20 protein-coding genes are annotated in these 21,279 nt (G+C 64.4%); 12 read left to right on the top strand and 8 right to left on the bottom strand.

All coding sequences use genetic code 11. The features are described 5' to 3' along the window. Positions 1-12 precede the first annotated feature (12 nt). Both BM186_RS08725 and BM186_RS08720 read left to right on the top strand, forming a co-directional pair. Positions 13-1,605 (top strand): esterase/lipase family protein, encoded by a 1,593-nt coding sequence (locus tag BM186_RS08725; protein ID WP_074914690.1) that lies wholly within the window; start codon positions 13-15, stop codon positions 1,603-1,605. 137 nt (positions 1,606-1,742) lie between these two features. Further along, positions 1,743-2,021: an HU family DNA-binding protein gene (locus tag BM186_RS08720; protein WP_072424786.1), complete on the top strand. Its 279-nt coding sequence runs from the start codon at positions 1,743-1,745 to the stop codon at positions 2,019-2,021. Between the two features lie 44 nt (positions 2,022-2,065). On the opposite strand, the gene BM186_RS08715 is transcribed toward BM186_RS08720, so the two are convergent. The 7 genes from BM186_RS08715 to arcD all read right to left on the bottom strand — a co-directional run bounded on the left by BM186_RS08715 (position 2,066) and on the right by arcD (position 8,015). Further along, complete coding sequence (locus tag BM186_RS08715) at positions 2,066-2,359, bottom strand: copper-binding protein (protein WP_074914688.1); 294 nt, start codon at positions 2,357-2,359, stop codon at positions 2,066-2,068. 19 nt (positions 2,360-2,378) lie between these two features. Continuing rightward, on the bottom strand, positions 2,379-2,873 hold the full coding sequence (locus tag BM186_RS08710; protein WP_074914686.1) for a cupredoxin domain-containing protein: 495 nt from the start codon (positions 2,871-2,873) through the stop codon (positions 2,379-2,381). A 51-nt stretch (positions 2,874-2,924) separates the two neighbouring features. After that, positions 2,925-4,337: a multicopper oxidase family protein gene (locus BM186_RS08705; protein WP_074914684.1), complete on the bottom strand. Its 1,413-nt coding sequence runs from the start codon at positions 4,335-4,337 to the stop codon at positions 2,925-2,927. Positions 4,338-4,353: 16 nt separating this feature from the next. After that, entirely contained in the window at positions 4,354-5,754 is a 1,401-nt protein-coding gene (locus BM186_RS08700; RefSeq protein WP_074914681.1) for a TolC family protein, read from the bottom strand. Further along, entirely contained in the window at positions 5,741-6,040 is a 300-nt protein-coding gene (locus BM186_RS08695; protein WP_074914678.1) for a hypothetical protein, read from the bottom strand. The genes BM186_RS08700 and BM186_RS08695 overlap by 14 nt, the downstream gene beginning before the upstream one ends. A 74-nt stretch (positions 6,041-6,114) precedes the next feature. Further along, on the bottom strand, positions 6,115-6,519 hold the full coding sequence (locus BM186_RS08690; RefSeq protein ID WP_074914675.1) for a hypothetical protein: 405 nt from the start codon (positions 6,517-6,519) through the stop codon (positions 6,115-6,117). Between the two features lie 68 nt (positions 6,520-6,587). Continuing rightward, positions 6,588-8,015, bottom strand: coding sequence for an arginine-ornithine antiporter (gene arcD / locus BM186_RS08685; RefSeq protein ID WP_074914672.1), 1,428 nt, complete (start codon positions 8,013-8,015; stop codon positions 6,588-6,590). Between the two features lie 163 nt (positions 8,016-8,178). Here arcD and BM186_RS08680 point away from each other — a divergent pair, with 163 nt between their 5' ends. From BM186_RS08680 to BM186_RS08635, 10 genes are all read left to right on the top strand, one after another. Then, positions 8,179-9,156 (top strand): alpha/beta hydrolase, encoded by a 978-nt coding sequence (locus tag BM186_RS08680; protein ID WP_074914670.1) that lies wholly within the window; start codon positions 8,179-8,181, stop codon positions 9,154-9,156. A 138-nt stretch (positions 9,157-9,294) separates the two neighbouring features. Next, positions 9,295-9,981, top strand: a complete 687-nt coding sequence (locus BM186_RS08675) for a hydrolase (RefSeq protein ID WP_021489897.1) — start codon at positions 9,295-9,297, stop codon at positions 9,979-9,981. A 97-nt stretch (positions 9,982-10,078) separates the two neighbouring features. Then, the gene (locus BM186_RS08670; RefSeq protein ID WP_074914743.1) at positions 10,079-10,657 is read left to right on the top strand and encodes an antibiotic biosynthesis monooxygenase; all 579 of its coding nucleotides are present in this window, start codon (positions 10,079-10,081) and stop codon (positions 10,655-10,657) included. After that, entirely contained in the window at positions 10,654-12,636 is a 1,983-nt protein-coding gene (locus BM186_RS08665; RefSeq protein ID WP_074914667.1) for an amidohydrolase, read from the top strand. Before BM186_RS08670 ends, BM186_RS08665 begins: the two co-directional genes overlap by 4 nt. Beyond that, a complete protein-coding gene (locus BM186_RS08660; RefSeq protein WP_083431580.1) occupies positions 12,615-13,919 on the top strand; it encodes an OprD family porin in 1,305 nt (434 codons plus the stop codon). The genes BM186_RS08665 and BM186_RS08660 overlap by 22 nt, the downstream gene beginning before the upstream one ends. Before the next feature lie 2 nt (positions 13,920-13,921). After that, complete coding sequence (locus tag BM186_RS08655; RefSeq protein WP_074914665.1) at positions 13,922-15,526, top strand: MFS transporter; 1,605 nt, start codon at positions 13,922-13,924, stop codon at positions 15,524-15,526. 44 nt (positions 15,527-15,570) lie between these two features. Then, the gene (locus tag BM186_RS08650) at positions 15,571-16,308 is read left to right on the top strand and encodes an alpha/beta fold hydrolase (RefSeq protein ID WP_072424775.1); all 738 of its coding nucleotides are present in this window, start codon (positions 15,571-15,573) and stop codon (positions 16,306-16,308) included. 52 nt (positions 16,309-16,360) lie between these two features. Then, positions 16,361-19,351: a sensor histidine kinase gene (locus BM186_RS08645; RefSeq protein WP_241519849.1), complete on the top strand. Its 2,991-nt coding sequence runs from the start codon at positions 16,361-16,363 to the stop codon at positions 19,349-19,351. Then, on the top strand, positions 19,348-19,989 hold the full coding sequence (locus BM186_RS08640) for a response regulator (protein WP_074914661.1): 642 nt from the start codon (positions 19,348-19,350) through the stop codon (positions 19,987-19,989). Before BM186_RS08645 ends, BM186_RS08640 begins: the two co-directional genes overlap by 4 nt. Positions 19,990-20,075: 86 nt before the next feature. Continuing rightward, on the top strand, positions 20,076-20,645 hold the full coding sequence (locus BM186_RS08635) for an AraC family transcriptional regulator (protein ID WP_072424772.1): 570 nt from the start codon (positions 20,076-20,078) through the stop codon (positions 20,643-20,645). Here the strand turns inward: BM186_RS08635 and BM186_RS08630 are convergent, their stop codons facing one another. Then, positions 20,646-21,248 (bottom strand): glutathione S-transferase family protein, encoded by a 603-nt coding sequence (locus tag BM186_RS08630; RefSeq protein WP_074914658.1) that lies wholly within the window; start codon positions 21,246-21,248, stop codon positions 20,646-20,648. Between the last annotated feature and the right edge of the window lie 31 nt (positions 21,249-21,279).

Here is a 21,279-nt window from a genome sequence, read left to right as displayed (position 1 = left end):
TCAGGAGCAATCATGGCCAATTCGCATAGCCCGTTCCATCCGATCATCTACGTGCGTGGCTACGCCATGACCCCGGGGGAGATCGACCAGACCAGTGCCGACCCGTTCTGCGGCTTCAACCTCGGTTCTACCGTCTACCGCGCGGTGGCGGAAAAGACCCGCCAGCCACGCAAATTCGTCTTCGAGTCGCCGGTGATCCGCCTGGCCACGGAATTCGACTATCAGGACGTATACGAGAACGGCTACGACATTCTCGACCCGGAATGGGCCGCCAACACCGACAATCGCCTGGGCAGCCGTTCGATCATCATCTATCGCTACTACGACGAGGCCTCACGGCTGCTGGGTATCGGCAGCACACCGAGCCTGGAGGTGTTCGCCAGCAAGCTTGGCGAGCTGATACTCAAGGTGCGCGAGCTGATCTGCGCCAACCCCAAGAACGGCATTACCAAGACCGACTTTCGCTGCTACCTGGTGGCCCATTCGATGGGTGGCCTGGTCTGCCGCGGCCTGCTGCAAAATCCCAAGCTGGATCCGGGCGGCGCGGCTCAGCTGGTGGACAAGGTGTTCACCTACGCTACCCCGCACAACGGCATCGACCTGCTCGGCATCAACCCGCCGAGCTGGCTGAACCTGAGCGACATCAGCAATTTCAACCGCCAGCGTCTGGCGACCTTTCTGGATCTGGAAGCTGCCTACAAGCTCACCGAACGGGTCGACTGGCTGCCCGAGGCACGCTTTGCATCCAAACGCTTCTTCTGCATGGTTGGCACCAACCGCATGGACTACGAAGCTGGCCTGGGCCTGTCGCGCACCTTCGCCGGCCATGGCAGCGACGGCCTGGTGCGCATCGACAACGCGACCCTCTGCGGCCTGGACGCTCGCGGCAAACCGACAGCGCCCTGCGCCAAGGCCTTTACCTATCGAGCACATTCCGGCTACTTCGGCATCGTCAACAGCGAGGAGGCTTACCAGAATCTCACGCGCTTTCTGTTCGGCGATGTACGTGTGGACATCTGGGCTGAAGTCGACGCCATCATTTTGCCCAGGGAGCTGCGCAAGTCTGAGCGCCAGGGGCAAACAGTCAACGCCCTGTACCAATTCGAAGTGCTCGCCGCCCCCCGTGGCAAGCTCTGGTACCTGAGCCGGCGTACCGCCGAAGAGGATTCGGTGGCCTGTCTCGCCCATCAGCACTGGCTCAAGGCACCGCAGGAGAACGGCAAGCTATTCCTTGGCAGCCTGTTTCTCGCCGATCGGGCGCGTGTGAACAGCAGGCGCAAGGGGCTGGCCTATACCTTGACCTTCAACGTGCGGGTGCCGGACTACGAGGTGGAACGCAAGCTATGGGTCAACCAGCATTTCGAGGGCAGCTACCTGTTCCGCAACAGCCTGGTGCTGGAAATAACCCCGCCCAGTGCCGACAGCGGCTGGCAGGTGAGCCATGCCTGGCAGAACCAGGGGGTGCACAGCGCCGACCATAAACTCGATGGCAACCTCCAGAGGGATGGAAGCCTGGAGATCGAGGTGCCGTTTGACAGCGCCAGCGAACCCGGCATCAGTGGGAGGCTGCGTTTTTTGCTTGCACGCTGGAACCACCAGGACTGATGCGACACTAAGCCCTATCGGCAGTGCCCGTTGCGGCACTGCCGAATCACCTCTTTTATGTTAGCGTTCCCACGTTTTCGACTGCACAGATCCATATCGGCAGCATCGAACCTCTCACCTGCAAACGGAGTTACATCATGGCAATCACCAAAGACCAACTGATCAGCGACCTGGCCGAGGCCGTATCCCTGCCCAAAGCCACTGTCCGCACCCTGATCGATCAGCTGGGCGAAATTGTCGGCGACGCACTGGAAAACGACGGTGAGATCACCCTGCCAGGCATCGGCAAGCTGAAAGTGAGTGAGCGCCCAGCGCGCACTGGCCGTAACCCGCAGACCGGCAAGAGCATCGAAATCGCTGCCAAGAAAGTGGTCAAGCTGGTACCTGCCAAGGCCCTGACCGACGGCCTGAACTGAGTGTTCGCCGGCCCGGAGCGCAATGCCCGGGCCGGTTCTCCTGACTACTCCACTACCTGCAGTTCGGTAACGATGTAACGGTTACCCTGCTGCTGCGCTTGAAACTGCACCTTCTCCCCCGCTGAAAGCCCTTCCAGCAGTTCCGGCTTCTCGACCTCGAACACCATGGTCATCGGCGGCATGCCGATACTGGCGATGGGGCCGTGACGCAGGGTGATCTTCTGCGCGGCGACGTCCACCTTGCGTATCTCGCCCTGGCTCAGCGGCGCGGAGTCGGCGGCCTGCAACGGCAGGCTGAACAGGGCGGCCAGCGCCGCGATCAGCAATGGCTTCTTCATGCGTGTTTCCTCTCGTAGGTCAATCGGCCTGCACCTGGATGGTGCCGACCATACCGGCCTGGTAGTGGCCGGCGATCAGGCAGGCGAAGTCGAATTCGCCGGCGCGGTTGAAGGTCCAGATCATCTCGCCGCTCTGCCCCGGCGCAACGTGGGCCATATAGGGCTCGTCGTGCTGCATTCCGGGAAAACGCAGCATCGCCTCGGCGTGTTCATCCAGGGTTTTGCGGGTACCGATGACGAACTCGTGGAGGATCTTGCCGTCGTTGTGGTGGACGAAACGAATGGTCTCGCCCTGCCTGACCTGCAGCCGATCCGGGGTGAAGCGCATCCGGTCGGTCATGCGGATCTCGATGGTGCGGCCGACCTGCGCCGCATCACCGGCGATGCCCCAGGGTTTCTGCTCCCTGATCGTTGCGGCGGCCTGATGGCCCCCGTACGTCTCGCTGTGGGCCAGCGCTGCCGAGCTGCCGAGCAGCCCGATCAGGGTCAGAACCAGTAACTGTGCTGTTTTCATCTGTGAATCCTCGCTTGCTATGGGGACCGAGCCGCGTGGCAGCCCGCCCCGTCAATGCCCGGCATGACCACCAGGCTTGCGTACCTGCACTTCCACCGGCGCCTCGAGCGGCTGCTTGAGCGGCATCGACTGACCACCGCCGTCGTGCGAGCGGCTCGGGTTGGCCAATGCGCCCTTCCACTCATAGGCCACCGTGCCGGCCGGATGCTTGAACCAGCCCGGGTCGCGGTAGTCGCCGGCGGCCTGCTCCTTGCGCACCTTGAGCATGGTGAACATGCCGCCCATCTCCACCGAGCCGAAGGGGCCGTCGCCGGTCATCATCGGCACGGTGTTGTCCGGCAGCGGCATCTGCATCTCCGCCATGTCGGCCATGCCGCGCTCGCCCATCACCATGTAGTCCGGCACCAGCTTGGCGATCTTGCGGGTCATGTCGCGGTGATCGACGCCGACCAGGGTCGGCACGTCGTGGCCCATGGCGTTCATGGTGTGGTGACTCTTGTGGCAGTGCAGGGCCCAGTCGCCCTCCTCGTCGGCGATGAACTCGAGCTGGCGCATCTGCCCCACCGCCACGTCGGCGGTCACCTCCGGCCAGCGCGAGCCGAGCGGGGTCGGCCCGCCGTCGGTGCCGGTGACCTCGAATTCGTGGCCGTGCAGGTGGATCGGGTGGTTGGTCATGGTCAGGTTGCCGACGCGCAGGCGCACGCGCTCGCCCTGGCACGCCACCAGCGGGTCGATGCCAGGGAACACGCGGCTGTTGAAGGTCCACAGGTTGAAGTCGAGCATCTGCATGATCTTCGGCGTGTAGGCGCCCGGCTCGATGTCGTAGGCGCTGAGCAGGAAGCAGTAGTCGCGGTCCACCTCGGCGATCAATGGGTGATGCTCTCTGGGGTGAGTGACCCAGAACCCCATCATGCCCATGGCCATCTGCACCATCTCGTCGGCGTGTGGGTGGTACATGAAGGTGCCGGGGCGGCGGGCGACGAACTCGTAGACGAAGGTCTTACCCACTGGGATCGCCTGCTGGGTCAGGCCCGCCACGCCGTCCATGCCGTTGGGCAGGCGCTGGCCGTGCCAGTGGATGCTGGTGTGCTCGGGCAGCTTGTTGGTGACGAAGATGCGCACCCGGTCGCCCTCCACCACCTCGATGGTCGGTCCCGGCGACTGGCCGTTGTAGCCCCACAGGTGGGCCTTGTAGCCGGGCGCCAGCTCGCGCACCACCGGCTCGGCGACCAGGTGGAACTCCTTGACGCCATTGTTCATGCGCCACGGCAGGGTCCAGCCGTTAAGCGTCACCACCGGGTTGTAGGGTCGCCCGCTGTTCGGCTGCAGCGGCGGCTGGGTGTCGGCGCTGGCCTGCAGCACCGGTTCGGGCAGGGCCGCCATGGCCACCCGGCTGACCGCCGAAGTGGCCACCGCAGCGCCGATGGCGCCGGCCCCGAGAAAGAAATCGCGTCGTGAAACCATCTGGGAAATTCCTTGTTCAATGGCCGGCGGCGGCCGGCTCGGCAGCTGCGGCAGGCGCCGCGCCGAGCGAGGGATTGGGGGCGCCCAACAGGGCCATGTCGAGGTCAGCGCGCGCCAGCCAGAAGGCGCGCTGCGCCTGCAGGTAGCCATCCACCGCCTGCACCTGGCGGCGCGCATCGGCAAGCAGGTCGAAGGTGCTGATGAACATGCCGTTGTAGCGCAGCAGGTTTTCCTCGGCGATGCGCTGACGCAGCGGCAGCACCTCGGTGCGGTAGTGCTGCGCCAGCTCGAAGGCGTTGCGGTAGGCGTGGTAGGCCTCGCGCACCTGCGAACGCGCGTTGATCGCCGTCTCGGCGGCGCGGTTGAGCGCCTGACGATACTGCGCCTCGGCCCGCGCCACCTTGGCGCCGCTCCAGTCGAACAGCGGCAGCTCGACGCTGATCTCGTAGCCGCGCTGGGTCGGCTCCTCGTTGGAGCGGTTGTTGACCACACCCAGCTCCAGCAAGTTGATGAAACGCGTGGTGCGGGTCAGGCCGAGGTTCTGCGCCAGGCGCTCGGCATCCAGGCGCACGGCCTGGATGTCCTGGCGCTGGTTCATGGCCAGGCGCTCTACGTCCGGCAACTCGTCCGCGGTTTTCGGCAACGCCGGCAGGCGTTCGGGCAGGCGGTAGTCGAGCTGCTCGCCCCACAGGCCGAGCAGACGGGTCAGCTGTTCGCGGCTGCGCACCCGCGCCTGTTCGGCCTGCAACAGACCGATGCCGGCCTCGGCGTAGAAGTTCTGCTGCTCGGCCTGCTGCAGCTTGCTGAAGTTGCCCACTGCGGCCATGCGCCGGGCCAGCTCGGCGCCGGCTTCGGCGGCGTCCAGCACCTGCCGCGCGTAGACCAGGCTCTCCTCGGCGGCAACCGCCTGGTACCAGGCCTTGCGCGTCTCGCTGGCGAGCTCGAACACCGCCAGGCTGGTCTGCCGCTGCAGCTGCTCGAAGCGCCGGCCTTCCAGGCGCGAGGTCAGCGGCAGGGCGATCAGCCGCGCCAGATTCAGGTGCAGGCCGCGCTCGTATTCGACCTCGCTGCCCTTTTCCAGACGCCCGTAGGAGAAGCCGGGGTTGGGCAGGCGCCCGGCCTGCACGCGCTCGGCCTCGCCGATGCCCAACTCGTCGAAAGACGCCTGCAGGCCGCGATTGTTGAGCAGCGCCAGCTGCACCGCGGCGTCCAGGCTCAGGGGTTCGGCCAGCAGCTCGGCGACCCGCACCTCGATTTGGCTGCGCCCGGCTTCGTCGCGAGCCCACAGCAGTTGCTTGTCCAGCTGGCGCTCGGCGCTTTGCTGCACCGGGTCGAAGCCGCCGTCCTGGCTGAAGCCGGCGCAGCCGGCCAGCAGCAACGCGGCGCAGAGCAGTACGGCGGGTTTAATGGTGGTCATGGCCACCTCCCTCGACGGGCTCGGCGCCCTGCTCGGCCGGCTGCTCCCAGCCTTCCATGCTGTAGGTGCGCCAGCCGCCGATACGGCCGACCAGATCGTTGGCCGCGCGCCAATCCTGCAACGGCTCGTCGGCCTGGGCGCGGTAGTCTTGCAGAGGGGAACGGTAATCCTGCGCCGGCACGGCGGCGTTGGCGTCCAGCGGGTCGGGCTGGGCCGCCATCAGCATGCCGGGCAGCGCCAGGGTAGCGATGCCCAGCAGCCATCCGGCAGGGAATTGCAAAGTCATGATGTGTTCTCGCGTACGGCGGCCAGGCGGCCGCGTGAGCTACAGGCGCCGCAGGACGGCGCTACCTAAGGGGCTCAGGCGAGAGAAAGACGCGGGGGGCGTTCGGGCGTGTCGGCCACGCCGACGATAAGGCGGTCGGGCCAGGCTGTAGCCGGCTCGACGGTTTGCAGGGCAGAGTCATTCAGAAATGGCTGGCTGGGCGCGGCGACACCGACGCAGAAGGCGCACAGGGTGCAGAGGCTGCCATCGGCGGGAGCCTCGCTGCTGGCCACCGGGGCGGCGTCCTGATGCACACCATGTGCGCTGTCGGCCGCCATGTCGTGGTGCATACCTTGCTCGCCATGCTGACTGGCGCTGATCTGCAGAACTCCACTGCGATGCACCTGCTCGCACAACTGCATGCCGAGCGCGGCCATGGCCTGTGCCGGCAGGGCCAGCATCAGCATCCAGATCAGGGCGGTACGCAGGGTTTTGCGCATGGAGTGGCGAAGCCAGAGTCAGAGGGCGATGGGGCGGATTATCCGCGCGCTGGCCGCTTTGTCCAGCGCTACAAGCTCAGATGCCCGGCATACAGGCCATAGCCGGCCAGCACGGCGGTCAGCAACACGGCGGCGAAGATCGGCCATTCGTAGCGGGTGAACAGCACCTGCCCCTGCTCGCGCTTGGCCTGGCGAAACAGCAGCGCGCCCGGCGCGTAGAGCAGCGCCGATAGCAGCAGGTACTTGACCCCGCCGGCATACAGCAGCCAGATCGCGTAGCCCACCGCCAGCAGGCCGACGGCTAGATCCTTGCGGCGCAGCCCGGCCTGGCCTTCGTAGGTTTCACCGCGCAGCGCCAGCAACAGCGCATAGACCGCCGACCACAGGTAGGGCACCAGAATCATCGACGAGGCCAGGTAGATCAGCGACAGATAGGTGCCCTGGGAAAACAGGGTGATCAGCAGAAACAGCTGGATCATGCCGTTGGTCAGCCACAGCGCGTTGACCGGCACCTGGTTGGCGTTCTCCTTGCGCAGGAAGACCGGCATGGTGCCGTCCTTGGCGGAGACGAAGAGGATTTCTGCGCACAGCAGCGCCCAGGACAGCAGCGCACCAAGCAGCGACACCGCCAGGCCGATGCTGATCAGCACCGCCCCCCAACGCCCTACCACATGCTCCAGCACTCCGGCCATGGACGGGTTCTGCAGCGCCGCCAGCTCGGGCTGGGTCATCACCCCCAGCGACAGCAGGTTGACCAGCATCAGCAGCGCCAGCACACCGAGAAAACCGATCACCGTGGCCTTGCCCACATCGCGGCGGCGCTCGGCACGCGACGAGTACACGCTCGCCCCTTCGATGCCTATGAACACGAACACGGTGACCAGCATCATGTTGCGCACCTGCTCCAGCACGCCGCCGAACTGCGGGTTGCTGCGGCCCCAGATATCACGGGTGAAGACGTCGCGGTCGAAGGCCAGGCCGACAATGACGATGAACAGCAGGATCGGCACCAGCTTGGCCACGGTGGTGATCAGGTTGATCAGCGCCGCTTCCTTGATGCCGCGCAGCACCAGGGCGTGCACGCACCACAGCAACCCCGAGGCGCAGGCGATGGCCAGCGGCGTGTTGCCTTGGCCGAAGGCCGGGAAGAAATAACCGAGGGTGGAGAACAGCAGGACGAAGTAGCCGACATTGCCCAGCCAGGCGCTGATCCAGTAGCCCCAGGCCGAGGAAAAACCCATGTAATCGCCGAGGCCCGCCTTGGCGTAGACGTACACCCCGCCATCGAGCTGCGGCTTGCGGTTGGCCAGGTTCTGGAACACGAAGGCCAGCGCCAACATGCCCACCGCGGTGATGCCCCAGCCGATCAGCACCGCGCCGACATCGGCCCGCGCGGCGATGTTCTGCGGCAGCGAGAAGATCCCGCCGCCGACCATCGAGCCCACCACCAGTGCGGTCAGCGCCCCCAGGCCCAGCTTGCGACTTTCCCCTGTCATGCCCACCTCGTGCGGACGCCAGCGACTCCGCTCTCACTCTAGCAGCCCGGCAGCAGCCTGATGCCAAAACGGCAGGCCGGTACAAGCCGGATCGACCGCAAGGGCAGAAGATGCCCGACGCAGTAGCGCTACAGCTCCTTCAGCCATCATGAGGTGAATCGCCATGCAGCCTTCCCCCAACCTGGGCGCCGGCAGTCCCGGCGTCGAATGCAACACACAATCCTTTCTCGAAGCCCTGGCCGCCGGTGGTGGCACGCCCCTGGAACGGCTATCGCCTGCGGAAGCTCGCGCCGTGCTGGTGGGCGCGCAAGCCTCGGTCGAGGTCGATCTTTCGGCCGTGGAAACCCGTGAACACAGCATCGAGGCTGCCGGCCAGACGCTCAAGCTGGTGGTGGTGCGTCCGGCGGGCAGCCAGGGCAACCTGCCGGGCTTCATGTTCTTCCACGGTGGCGGCTGGGTGCTGGGCGACTATCCCACCCACGCACGGCTGATCCGCGACCTGGTGGTGCATTCCGGCGCCGCGGCGATCTACGTCGACTACACCCCCTCGCCCGAAGCGAAATACCCGACTGCGATCAACCAGGCCTTTGCTGCGACCCAATGGGTGGCCGCCAATGGCAGCCAGATAGGTGTCGATGCCTCGCACCTGGCAGTGGCCGGCAACAGTGTCGGCGGCAATATGGCGGCGGTGGTCGCCATCAAGGCGAAAGAGGCCGGTACGCCGAAGCTGCGTTTTCAGCTGCTGCTGTGGCCGGTGACCGACGCCAGCTTCAACAACGCCTCCTACAACCAGTTCGCCGAAGGCCACTTCCTCACCCGCGGCATGATGGAATGGTTCTGGGACAACTACACGACCGACCCGAAGCAGCGTAACGAGATCCACGCCTCGCCACTGCGCGCCAGCCTGGAACAACTCAAAGGCCTGCCGCCAGCACTGGTGCAGACCGCCGAGATGGACGTGCTGCGCGACGAAGGCGAAGCCTACGCCCGCCGCCTGGGCGCGGCCGGAATCGCGGTCAGCGCGGTGCGCTACAACGGCATGATCCATGACTATGGCCTGCTCAACGTGATCGCCGAGGTGCCTGCGGTGCGCACTGCCATGCAGCAGGCTGGTGCGGCGTTACGCGAACACCTGGCCTGAGCGCCACAGCCCAATACCAGAATCGCAGTTACATCCAATCCAGGTGGCGGCCGCTCTGCAATAGTCCTTTCGCCTTCTCGACGGCAACGGCCGACGGGATGCGTGCATCGTCCACCGCCCCACCAACAGGTAACCGCTATGAGCAATCCAAAAACCGAAGTCCTGACCCCGCACAACAGCCAGTTGATCTTCATCGACCAACAGCCGCAAATGGCCTTCGGCGTGCAGAGCATCGATCGGCAAACCCTGAAGAACAACACCGTGGGCCTGGCCAAGGCGGCCAAGATCTTCAACGTGCCGACCATCATCACCACGGTCGAGACCGAGAGCTTCTCCGGCCACACCTATCCCGAACTGCTCGCCGTATTCCCCGACGCGCCGCTGCTGGAGCGCACCTCGATGAACTCCTGGGATGACCAGAAGGTTCGCGACGCGCTGAAGAAGAACGGCCGCAACAAGGTCATCGTCTCCGGCCTGTGGACCGAGGTGTGCAACACCACCTTCGCCCTCTCCGCCATGCACGACGCCGGCTACGAGATCTACATGGTCGCCGACGCCTCCGGCGGCACCTCGCAGGCCGCCCACGACTACTCCATGCAGCGCATGATCCAGGCCGGCGTGGTGCCGGTGACCTGGCAACAGGTGCTGCTGGAATGGCAACGCGACTGGAAGAACCGCGACACCTACGACGCCGTCATGGCCCTGGTCAAGGAGCACTCCGGTGCCTACGGCATGGGCGTCGACTACGCCTACACCATGGTCCACAAGGCGCCTGAGCGTGTCGAGCACGGCCCGACCCTGGCCCCGGTCGCGGCGCCCATCTGAGCCAATGACGGCGGAAACGCCCCCGACTCGACCAGTGGCGCGCATTGGTGCGCGCCGCTGGATCGACAAGACCAAGGCCTCGAGCAGAGTCTCCAGCATGAGCGAGACGCAAGCGGAAACCGTCACCCTGGTGGTGCGCCATCAGGTTCGCCCCAGCCACGTGCCACATTACGAGGCCTGGTTGCGGCGCATCATCGCCACCGCCAGCCAATGCCCCGGCCACCTCGGCGTGGACGTGGTACGCAGCCGTCAGCCCTGCGTGGCGCAATTCACCTGCGTGCTGCGCTTCGCCAGTCTGCAACAGTTGCAGAACTGGATCGAATCGGAACAACGACGTCAGTTGATAGCCGAAGTCGAGCCACTGCTGCGCGCCGGCGATCAGCTGGAAATCGCCGAGAACAAGGAATTCTGGTTCATGCCGGAAAGCGCGCAAGCGCCACCGCCCCGCTGGAAACAGGCCTGCGTCACCTTCCTGGTGATCCTGCCGCTGAGCCTGCTGGTGCCGTTGCTCTGGCAACCGCTGTTCCAGCGCATTCCCTGGCTCGGCGGTTACCTGCCGAGCAACGTCGTGATCACCCTGAGCATCGTCCTGCTCGTGGTGTACCTGTTCATGCCCATGGCCACGCGGCTGTTCGACGCCTGGCTGAACCCAACCGTAGACGAGGATCGATCATGAGCCAGGACCCCTCCGACCCGAAACGCCGCCACTTTCTCGCTACCAGCAGCGTCCTTGGCGCGGCAGGGGCATTGTGGTCAGCCCTGCCCTTCGCGGCCATGGCCAGCGACTCTTCCGTCAGTTCATCAGGAGGCAACATGAGCGCCGATCTCATTCTCTACAACGGTCGCCTGCACACGGTCGACCGCGAAAAACCCCAGGCCAGCGCCGTGGCCATCAAGGACGGGCGCTTCGTCGCCGTCGGCAGCGATGCCGAGGCCATGGCCCTGCGCGGCGATGCAACCCGCGTCATCGACCTGCAGAAACGCACCGTCATTCCCGGCCTCAACGACTCGCACCTGCACCTGATTCGTGGCGGCCTCAACTACAACCTCGAGCTGCGCTGGGAAGGCGTGCCGTCGCTGGCCGACGCCCTGCGCATGCTCAAGGACCAGGCCGACCGCACGCCGACGCCGCAGTGGGTGCGCGTGGTCGGTGGCTGGACCGAGTTCCAGTTCGCCGAGAAACGTCTGCCGACCCTGGATGAGCTGAACAAGGCAGCGCCCGACACCCCGGTGTTCGTCCTCCACCTCTACGACCGCGCCCTGCTCAACCGCGCGGCATTGCGCGCCGTGGGCTACGACAAGAACACGCCGAACCCGCCCGGCGGCGAGATCCAGCGTGATGCCAGCGGCGAGCCCACCGGCATGCTGATCGCCCGGCCCAATGCGCTGATCCTCTATGCCACCCTGGCCAAGGGGCCGAAGCTGCCGCTGGAGTATCAGGTCAACTCCACCCGCCAGTTCATGCGCGAGCTCAACCGCCTGGGCGTAACCAGCGCCATCGACGCCGGTGGCGGCTATCAGAACTACCCGGACGACTACCAGGTGATCCAGGAGCTGGCCGACAAGGATCAGCTCACCGTGCGCATCGCCTACAACCTGTTCACCCAGAAGCCCAAGGAAGAGCTGACCGATTTCAAGAACTGGACCAGCAGCGTCAAGCTGCACCAGGGCGATGATTTCCTCCGCCATAACGGCGCGGGCGAAATGCTGGTGTTCTCCGCCGCCGACTTCGAGGACTTTGTCCAGCCGCGCCCGGACCTCGCACCGAGCATGGAGGCCGACCTTGAGCCAGTGGTGCGTCATCTGGTCGAGCAGCGCTGGCCATTCCGCCTGCACGCCACCTATGACGAGTCCATCTCGCGCATGCTCGACGTGTTCGAGAACGTCGACCGCGACATGCCGTTCAACGGCCTGCCCTGGCTGTTCGACCACGCCGAGACCATCAGCCCACGCAATATCGAGCGCGTACGCGCGCTCGGCGGCGGCATCGCCATCCAGCACCGCATGGCCTTCCAGGGTGAGTACTTCATCGACCGCTACGGCGCCAAAGCCGCAGAAGCTACCCCGCCGATTCAGCGCATGCTGGCCGAAGGCGTACCAGTCGGCGGCGGCACCGACGCCACCCGCGTGGCCAGCTACAACCCCTGGACCGCGCTGTACTGGTTGGTCAGCGGTAAGACGGTCGGTGGCACCACACTCAACCCACAGGGCTTGTCACGCGCCACCGCGCTGCAGCTGTTCACCCACGGCAGCGCCTGGTTCTCCAGCGAACAGGGCAAGAAGGGCCAGATCAAGGTGGGCCAGTTGGCTGACTTGGTGGCCTTGAGCGCGGACTTCTTCAGCATCGAGGAAGAGCAGATCAAGTGGTTGGAATCGGTACTCACCGTCGTCGGCGGCAAGGTCGTACATGGTACCGGCGAGTTCGACAAGCTCGCCCCGCCGACGCTGCCGGTACTGCCGGACTGGTCGCCGGTGGCCATGGTGCCAGGGCACTGGAAGCCGACAGCGGCGCCCATGGCTGCCAGCATCCACCAGTGCATCGGTGCCTGCGCGGTGCATGCCCACCAGCATGACCGCGCACGTCGCAGCAGCATACCGGTGAGCGACCACCAGGGCTTTTGGGGTGCCTTCGGATGTTCGTGCTTCGCCTTCTGAACCTGGCCAGCCCGCGGTCAGCTCCCACGAGCTGGCTGCTGGGAGCAATCCTGGTGGGCAGCGGCGGCCAGGCCATTGCAAACGTCGCCGACGAGCACGGTAGATGGGACTTGCTGCTGCGCAACTACTTCCTGAACAACGACCTGCGCGATAATTCTGGCACTGGAGGGCCCAGCTATCAGCAGGAATGGGCACAAGGCTTCATCGGCAACCTCCGTTCTGGCTTCACGGAAGGTTCGGTCGGGCTGGGCATCGATGTGCATGGCTTCGTCGGCATCAAGCTCGACGGTGGCCGCGGCCGTGCCGGCACCGGCTTGTTGCCGGTCGACTCCCGGGGGCGCAGCCATGGCTACGCCTCCGCCGGCGGTGCCCTCAAACTACGCGCTGGCAACCACCTGCTGCGCTATGGCGAAATGACGGTCGAGACACCGGTATTCGATACCGGCGACAAGCGCCTGCAACCGGAATACGCCACTGGAGTGATGCTCGACAGCACGCTGTCACCCAGCCTGTTGCTCCAGGCAGGGCGTTTCACACGATTCAAGAACCAGAACGGCAGCTCTTCCCATGACGACTTCAGCGGCGTAGGTGCCTCGACTCAGGGGGCCGCCATGACGCTTGCCGGTGTTCGCCTGCTCGATAGCCAGGACATCAGCGCAGCACTCTATGCAGCGCAGTTGGAGGACACCTGGCGCCAGGGATATCTGAATCTGAAAGTCCAGCGCGGTCACTGGACCTTGGACACCAATCTGTACCGTACCCACGACCAGGGTGCGGCCCGTGCAGGCGCCATTGATACCCTGGCCTACAGCCTGCTGACGCGCTATCAACTTGGCGCGCAGAAGTTCACCGTCGCCTATCAGCGAGTCAATGGCGACACGCCCTTTGACTTTGTCGGTGGTGACTCGATCTACCTGGCGAACTCGGTCAAGTACGCCGACTTCAATGGCGCCCAGGAACGCTCCTGGCAGGCCCGTTACGATCTGGACTTCGCTGCATTCGGCATTACCGGGCTGAACCTAATGGCACGCTACATCCGCGGGCACGGCATCGACAGTTCACGCGCTCCTGCCGATGGTGCCTACGCATCGAACAGAACAGCTTCAGGTGGCCGCCACTGGGAACGTGACATCGATCTGCGTTACACGGTACAGCACGGCTCGGCTAAAGGCCTGCGGATGAGCCTGGCCCATGTCAGCCACCGCGGCAACAACTCCCAGAATTTGCCCGACATCGACCGGCTCTACATCACCCTCGAATACCCATTACAAGGCCTGTTCTGATCATGCCCACCGCAAAACCATCTCCTTGGGGCGCACTCAACCACGTCACCTTCCGCTGGCTGTGGCTAGCCAGCATCGCCTCGAACATCGGCACCTGGATGCATGAAGTCGGCGCCGGCTGGCTGATGACCAGCCTGTCGGCCAACCCCATGCACGTGGCACTGGTACAGGTCGCCGGCTCCGCGCCGATGTTCCTTTTGGCGCTGCCGGCCGGGGCCATGGCCGATATCGTCGACAAGCGCCGCTATCTGCTCGGCGTGCAGCTGTGGATGGCGGCGGTGGCGACGCTGCTGGCCGTGCTTACCCTGCTCGGGCTGACCACGGTCTGGCTGCTGCTGGGTATGACCCTGGCCATGGGCGTCGGTACCGCCTTGATGATGCCGGCCTGGTCGGCGCTGACGCCGGAGCTGGTAAGCAAGCGCGACCTGCCCTCGGCCATCGCCCTGTCGAGCCTCGGCATCAATGTCGCCCGCGCACTCGGCCCGGCAATCGCCGGGGTACTGGTCAGCTTGAGCGGTCCCTGGGCGACCTTCGCCCTCAATGCCCTGTCGTTCTTCGCAGTGATGGCGGTGCTGCTGACCTGGAAGCGCGAGCGCCAGGTTGCGGCCTTCCCGGCCGAGCGCCTGCTGGGTGCCATGCGCGCCGGCTGGCGCTATAGCCGCGCATCAAAACCGCTGCAGGCGGTGCTGGTGCGCGCGGCGGCGTTCTTCGTCGGCGCCAGCGCCGGCATGTCGTTGCTGCCGTTGATCGTGCGCGGCGAGCTGCAGGGCAGCGCCAGCGACTTTGGCCTGCTTCTGGGTAGCGTTGGTATCGGCGCAGTACTTGGCGCCATGCTGCTGCCCAAACTGCGTGAGCGCATCAGCGTCAACAAACTGGTGGCCATTGCCAGCGTCCTTTACGCACTGGTGCTGCTGGCCCTGGCATGGGTGCGTGACTTCGCCGTGCTGCTACCGGTGATGCTGCTCAGCGGCGCGGCGTGGATCGCCGTACTGTCGAGCCTGCAAGTCAGCGCGCAGACCTCGGTGCCGGATTGGGTGAGAGCCCGGGCGCTGTCGGTGTATATCCTGGTGTTCTTCGGCAGCATGGCCGCTGGTGGTGCACTCTGGGGTTATGTCGCCAGCCAGGCGTCGATTTCCGTCGCGCTGTTGGCCGCGGCTGGTTGCCTGGCGCTGGGCTTGCTGCTGACGCTGCACTTCCCACTGCCGGTAACCGAAAGCGAAGATCTCGCCCCATCGCTGCATTGGCCAGCGCCGATCCTGGCTGACGAAGCCGATCTGGAACGCGGCCCGGTGATGGTCACCCTGCAGTACGACATCGCTCCGGAGCATGCGGCCGACTTCCGCCAGGCGATGGCCGAGGTCGCCCGCATGCGCAGACGCAACGGTGCGTTCTCCTGGGGGCTGGTACAGAACAGCGAGAATCCACGGCACTGGCAGGAGTTCTTCTTCGATGAGTCCTGGCTCGAACACCTGCGTCATCACGGTCGGGTAACGCGCGCCGAGCAACGCATCGAGGCTGCTGCCAGGCATTTCCAGAGCCCGGACGTGCCCGTGCATATCGAGCATTTTCTGATGCCAGCCAAGGATGTGCTCCATGCCACCCCCTGAGGACGGCAGCTGCCCGAACCAGGGCGTGACAGGTTGAGTGCAACATGCCTCGTCACGCCCTGTTCATTCACGGCACCTGGCTCACACCAGCGATCTGGGAGCCATTTCAGAGACGCTTCAGCGCCTGCGGTTATTGCTGCACGGCGCCGCCTTGGCCGGTTGCCAAAGGTGGTCGCCAACCCGGCATCAGCGCCCTCCTCGCCCACTACGAAACACTGGTACGCAGCCTGGAGCAGCCGCCGCTACTGATTGGCCATGACCTCGGTGGTCTGCTGGTGCAGTTGCTGCTCGACCGCGGCCTGGGTCAGGCCGGCATCGCCATCGACCCACTACCACCGCGCGCCGGTTTGCTGGGCTTGTATAGCACCTGGCCATGGTTGTTGCCCTGGGTGGGTTGGCGTGACCTTCTGTACATGACACCGCAGTATTTCGCGCGCAATATGGCGCAAACGCTGACACCTGCAGAGCAAAGCGCCGCCTATGCGCGCCACATCGTTCCGGCGCCTGGCCGGGTGTTCGTCGAGGCTGCGCTGGGCATCGGTAGCACCGTCGATTTCACCAACGGCGAACGTGCACCTCTGCTGCTGCTGGCTGCAGGCAGTTCCCACATCGTTCGCGCCAACGTAGTGGCCGCCCTTTATCGTCGCCACCGAGGCTCGTCAGCCATCACCAGCTTCAAGCAGTTCCCCGGCTACAGCCACTGGCTGATCGCCGAACCCGGTTGGGAAAGAATTGCCGACTACAGCATCGAATGGGTTCAGAACCAAGTTGGACGTTTTTAAATCAAACACCCCACAAGCTCGCCTCGGCGTCCTGGCAAGCCTGTTGTGCCTGGTGCTTTTCAGCGCTGCCGCGCTGGCCGACAGAAGTGCTCTGGAGCAGCAACTGGAACATCGGCGCTGGACGCTCAACGACGACAGCCCCAGCCAGATCGGCGCTTTGGCCGAAGCCCGGGACGGCTACCTGTGGCTGGGCACTCACGACTCTCTGTATCGCTTCGACGGCTTCGATTTCACCCGATATCGCACGCCCGCTGGTCATGAACTGGGCATCGTGTCCAGCCTGCTGGCCAGCGACGCCGGGCTTTGGGTCGGCCTGCGCAACGGTGGCGTTCACCTGATCGCATCGGTGGAGGAACACCCCAGCAGCTTCGATCTGGCCCGCGGCGTGATCTACGCCCTGGCGCAGACGGCAGACGGCAGCATCTGGGCTGCAGCCAACGACGGCCTGATGCGTTTCGATGGCAAACGCTGGCAGCAACTGGGTATCGCAGACGGTTTTTTCGGCGAAAATGCCTACAGCGTCTTCGTCGACAGCAGTGACCGTCTCTGGGTGGCCGATGAACAGCGACTTTACGTGCTGCTCCCTGGCGCCCAGAAGCTGCACGACACCGGCGTACGCAGCCAACGTACTCGGCAGATCGCACAAGCCGCCGACGGTGCATTGTGGTTGATCGAGCGCGACCGCGAGAGTCTGCTGCGGGTAAAGATCGATCAGCCGCAACTGCAGGCGACCCATATAGCCCTTGGAGAAGGAGCCAACGCCATGCTGTTTGACCGGCATGGTTGCCTCTGGCTGAGCACCGCTGGCGGCGGTCTGCTGCACGTGGCCAAACCCAACGAGCATGGCAACGGCAGCTTCGATGATATCGAGCGGCTTTCGTCACGTGATGGTCTTAGCTCCAACTTCGCCTGGCCGCTGCTGGAAGACAGCGAAGGTAGTCTGTGGATCGGCACGCAGAACGGGCTTGATCGACTGCGCGAACGCCCTCTGCGCCCTGCAGGTTTTCCGCCCCAGGCGAATAACCTGGCAATTGCAGCCGATGACGCCGGCAATCTCTGGGCGGCCAGCAGCAACCTGCCGCTCATGCGCCTGGATGCACAGGGTTTGCACAAGCTGCCGCTGCGTACACCGATCAGCGCGATCAGCAAAGACCCTGGCGGCTCGGTATGGCTGGCCGGCTCCGAGGGAATCTGGCGCAGCACTGGTGAACAGGTAGAAAAAGTCTCCGTCCTGCCGGTCGAGCGTGATCTGGACTCCTCGGTGCGCACATTGCTGATCGACGATCAGGGCGCGCTCTGGCTGTCGCTCAACCGACAGGGCCTCTACGTGCTGCGCGATGGCGACTGGCAACAGCTTCCCGCCCCTAGCGACGATCCAGCGCAACTGATGCCGGTGAGCTCTGCCCTCGCCCCTGATGGCAGGCGCTGGTTCGGCTATCGCAACAACCTGATCGTCAGCCATGACGACCAGGGCGAACGCCATTGGGGTAGCGCTGATGGGCTGGATATTGGCCACGTGACGGCGATGGCCCATTCGCAGGAGCACAGCTGGTTCGGTGGCCAACGCGGCCTGGCGCGCTTCGATGGCAAGCGTTTCCAGCACCTGCCGCTGAGTGAGAGTGGGCTGTTCGACAATCTCTACGCGATCATCCCGGTTACCGGTCCTCGGGGCGAAGATCTCTGGCTGCACGGCAAAGGTGGCGTCTTTCAGTTACCGGCCGCAGAAATCGAAAAGGCGCTGAACAATCCCAAGCACCATATCCATTACCGTACCTACGATCTGCAAGGCGGGCTCGCCAACGACCCGCACCAGGTGCTCGCTCTGCCAACAGCGGTGCGCGGTAGTGATGGTCGCCTGTGGTTCGTCACCCGCAACGGCGTGGCCGGCTTGAGTCCGGATCGGGAGATTCATAGTTACAAGCCGCCCAAGGTGCGTATCGACTCGTTACTGGCTGACGGTGCGACCATCTCCTTGCAAACGCCAGCAACCCTGCCCGCAGACAGCAAACGCCTGGTCATCCACTACGGTGCCCTGAGCCTGTCCGCACCGGAGGGCCTGCATTTTCTCTATCGTCTCGATGGTTTCGACAGCGAATGGCACTCCGCCGGACGTCAGCGTGAGGCGACCTATACCGGCCTGCCCGCCGGCGACTATCGCTTTCGCGTACGCGCGCTCAATCAGAATGGCGTGGCCAGCGAGCAGGATGCCGAACTCAGCTTCAGCATCGACCAGGTGTTCTACCGCCATCCGCTGTTCATCCTGAGCGTGGCGCTGGTCATGCTGCTGATCCTGCATCTGCTCTATCGCAATAACATGCAGCGCGCAGCCGAACGTCTGCGCACACGCCTGGAAGAACGCCACGACGAGCGTGAGCGCATCGCCCGCGAGCTACACGACACCTTGCTGCAAGGGGTGCAGGGGCTGATGCTCCACGTGCAGGCCGCTGCAGACAGTCTGCCAGGCGATCAACCGGCGCGAGGCAAACTGGAGAATGCCCTGGATCGTGCCGATCAGGTGATCGCCGAAGGTCGTGAGCGGGTGCGCAACCTGCGCCACGCACAGGAGGCGTCGAACGACTTGCCGCAAACGCTGCGCGAGCTCGATCAATTGCACGAACATGCCGATACCGAGTATCGGGTCGAGATCGCAGGCACACCCTGCTCCCTCCACCCGGTGGTACATGACGAGCTCAGCCAACTCGCCCGCGAGGCGGTCAGCAATGCCTTTCGTCATGCCAGGGCTCGTCATGTGCGCGTACAGCTGGATTACCATCCCCGGCAGTTTTCACTGCACGTTAGCGACGATGGCCGCGGCCTTCTGGCCGAGTACCTGCTGGGCGCAGAGCCGGTCGATCACTGGGGTCTGAAAGGCATGTATGAACGCGCCGCCAAGATTGGCGGCACACTTAATATCGACAGCGCCCCCGGCCACGGCTGCCATGTAAGGCTGACCCTCGCCGGACCATTGGCCTATCGCCAGTCGCCCCCTCGCGCTCGGCGCTGGCTAAACTGGAAACGATTGATCAGGAGCTCGCAGTCATGACCGCTGCCAACCCCATCCGTGTGCTGGTCGCCGATGACCACCCTCTGCTGCGCGAGGGCATCGCTGCCGTACTCGCCGGGCAGGCGGATATCGATCTGGTCGGCGAGGCCAGCGATGGTCGCGAAGCACTGGAATGTTTTCGTCAGCTACGGCCCGACGTCACCCTGATGGACCTGCAGATGCCCCATATGAACGGCATCGACAGCATCCTGGCGATTCGCGGCGAATGCCCGGATGCGCGCATCGCCATCCTCACTACCTACCGCGGTGATGTACGTGCGCTGCATGCTATCCAGGCTGGCGCGCAGGCCTATCTGCTGAAAAGCACACTGCGCAAGGAGCTGGTGGAGACCATTCGCAGTCTGGCCGCTGGTAAACGCCATATTCCGCCCGAGATCGCCGCCGATCTGGCTCAGCACATTGGCCAGCAGTGCCTCAGCCGACGTGAAGTGGAGGTTCTGCAGGCAGCAGCTCTGGGTTACTCGAATCGCGATATTGCGCTGCAACTGCGTATCACCGAAGACACGGTCAAAGGCCATATGCGCCTGATCATGGACAAACTCCGCGCCAACAATCGCACCCATGCAGTGGCCATCGCCGTGCAGCGCGGCGTGCTGGAGATCGGCACCCCACTTTAGTGTTGTCACCCTTCCCCTCCTTGTGAGCTGTGCGCCGCCGACTGCGCCGCGCATGCTTTACAACCAATGAGATAAGGAGGCTGGCAATGGGCTCGTTCGGCGAACTTCAGGCAATTACGCCCTGCTTGCACCAGGCCAGGCCAGACCCGCAGCTGCTGGACCGTATCGCTGCCTTGCTCGCGGAGGCTGAAACGCAGCTGCTGGAGGACACGCAAAGCGCCTACGTGCATGTCGAGCAGGCCATGACGCTGCTACGCCAAGTCAACGCCAGCAAGCAGTGTGGCATTCGTCATTGCACAAACGGTCTGACACGCTGGCAGACGCGACGCCTGGATCAGTACATCAGCGACAACCTGGCCGCTGCCATTCGTACCTGCGATCTGGCCGCCCAACTCAAACTGAGCAGCAGCCATTTTTCCCATGTATTCAAACAGACCTTCGGCATCACACCACTGGCCTACGTGGCACGCAAACGCATCGAAGCAGCCAGGGAGATGATGCTGGCCACCGACCAGCCATTGACGCAGATCGCCCACGCCCACGGCTTCTGCGACCAGTCGCATTTCACCCGCACCTTTCGCCGCGAGACCGGATTGAGCCCCTTGATATGGCGGCAGCGCTGCGCCTCTCGGACGCAGGCCATCGCCGAGCCGTGATCAGCCGAGCATGGTCACGTGGCGTGGATGACTGGCGACCCTATCGAGCCAGGCGCGAACCGCCGGAAAGGCTTCGAGGCTGAAGCCGCCCTCGTGAGCCACGTGTGTGTAGGCATACAGAGCGATATCGGCGATGGAGTAATGCTCGCCGACCAGATAGGGCGTGCGTTCGAGCTGCTTCTCCATCACCTTCAGGGCCTTGTAGCCGAGCTTCAGGCAGCGCGCGTGCTCCTCGCGGCGTTCCTCGGGCATGCCCTGATAGAGCTGGATGAAACGCGCAACCGCAACGTAGGGCTCATGGCTGTACTGCTCGAAGAACTGCCACTGCAGCACCTGGGTGCGCAAGCGCGGCTCGGTCGGCAGGAACTCACTGCCATCGGCGAGGAAGTTGAGGATGGCGTTGGACTCCCACAGACAGGTGCCGTCTTCCAGCTCCAGCACCGGGATCTTGCCGTTGGGGTTCTTGGCGAGGAAGGCTTCGCTCTGTGTCTCGCCCTTGAGGATATCGATGGCAATCCACTGGTACTCCTTGCCCAGCAGATGCAGCATCAGCTTGACCTTGTAGCAGTTACCCGAGCGGTAATCGCCGTAGACCTTGAACATCGCGTTGCCCTCCCTCTCCAACTTCGCGGCA

The organism is Ectopseudomonas toyotomiensis, from assembly GCF_900115695.1.
Lineage (GTDB): Bacteria > Pseudomonadota > Gammaproteobacteria > Pseudomonadales > Pseudomonadaceae > Aquipseudomonas > Aquipseudomonas toyotomiensis.
Note: the sequence above shows the minus strand (reverse complement) of the source record. Positions and strands in the feature narration are given on the sequence as shown.

What these genes read in the sequence shown, in the direction of transcription:
- BM186_RS08655 (WP_074914665.1), top strand. Translation starts at nt 13,922, where the DNA reads ATGCCCACCGCAAAACCATCTCCTTGGGGCGCACTCAACCACGTCACC.
- BM186_RS08675 (WP_021489897.1), top strand. Translation starts at nt 9,295, where the DNA reads ATGAGCAATCCAAAAACCGAAGTCCTGACCCCGCACAACAGCCAGTTG.
- BM186_RS08720 (WP_072424786.1), top strand. Translation starts at nt 1,743, where the DNA reads ATGGCAATCACCAAAGACCAACTGATCAGCGACCTGGCCGAGGCCGTA.
- BM186_RS08640 (WP_074914661.1), top strand. Translation starts at nt 19,348, where the DNA reads ATGACCGCTGCCAACCCCATCCGTGTGCTGGTCGCCGATGACCACCCT.
- BM186_RS08695 (WP_074914678.1), bottom strand. Translation starts at nt 6,040, where the DNA reads ATGACTTTGCAATTCCCTGCCGGATGGCTGCTGGGCATCGCTACCCTG.
- BM186_RS08680 (WP_074914670.1), top strand. Translation starts at nt 8,179, where the DNA reads ATGCAGCCTTCCCCCAACCTGGGCGCCGGCAGTCCCGGCGTCGAATGC.
- BM186_RS08710 (WP_074914686.1), bottom strand. Translation starts at nt 2,873, where the DNA reads ATGAAAACAGCACAGTTACTGGTTCTGACCCTGATCGGGCTGCTCGGC.
- BM186_RS08670 (WP_074914743.1), top strand. Translation starts at nt 10,079, where the DNA reads ATGAGCGAGACGCAAGCGGAAACCGTCACCCTGGTGGTGCGCCATCAG.
- BM186_RS08650 (WP_072424775.1), top strand. Translation starts at nt 15,571, where the DNA reads ATGCCTCGTCACGCCCTGTTCATTCACGGCACCTGGCTCACACCAGCG.
- arcD (WP_074914672.1), bottom strand. Translation starts at nt 8,015, where the DNA reads ATGACAGGGGAAAGTCGCAAGCTGGGCCTGGGGGCGCTGACCGCACTG.
- BM186_RS08725 (WP_074914690.1), top strand. Translation starts at nt 13, where the DNA reads ATGGCCAATTCGCATAGCCCGTTCCATCCGATCATCTACGTGCGTGGC.
- BM186_RS08635 (WP_072424772.1), top strand. Translation starts at nt 20,076, where the DNA reads ATGGGCTCGTTCGGCGAACTTCAGGCAATTACGCCCTGCTTGCACCAG.
- BM186_RS08700 (WP_074914681.1), bottom strand. Translation starts at nt 5,754, where the DNA reads ATGACCACCATTAAACCCGCCGTACTGCTCTGCGCCGCGTTGCTGCTG.
- BM186_RS08690 (WP_074914675.1), bottom strand. Translation starts at nt 6,519, where the DNA reads ATGCGCAAAACCCTGCGTACCGCCCTGATCTGGATGCTGATGCTGGCC.
- BM186_RS08630 (WP_074914658.1), bottom strand. Translation starts at nt 21,248, where the DNA reads ATGTTCAAGGTCTACGGCGATTACCGCTCGGGTAACTGCTACAAGGTC.
- BM186_RS08715 (WP_074914688.1), bottom strand. Translation starts at nt 2,359, where the DNA reads ATGAAGAAGCCATTGCTGATCGCGGCGCTGGCCGCCCTGTTCAGCCTG.
- BM186_RS08705 (WP_074914684.1), bottom strand. Translation starts at nt 4,337, where the DNA reads ATGGTTTCACGACGCGATTTCTTTCTCGGGGCCGGCGCCATCGGCGCT.
- BM186_RS08660 (WP_083431580.1), top strand. Translation starts at nt 12,615, where the DNA reads ATGTTCGTGCTTCGCCTTCTGAACCTGGCCAGCCCGCGGTCAGCTCCC.
- BM186_RS08665 (WP_074914667.1), top strand. Translation starts at nt 10,654, where the DNA reads ATGAGCCAGGACCCCTCCGACCCGAAACGCCGCCACTTTCTCGCTACC.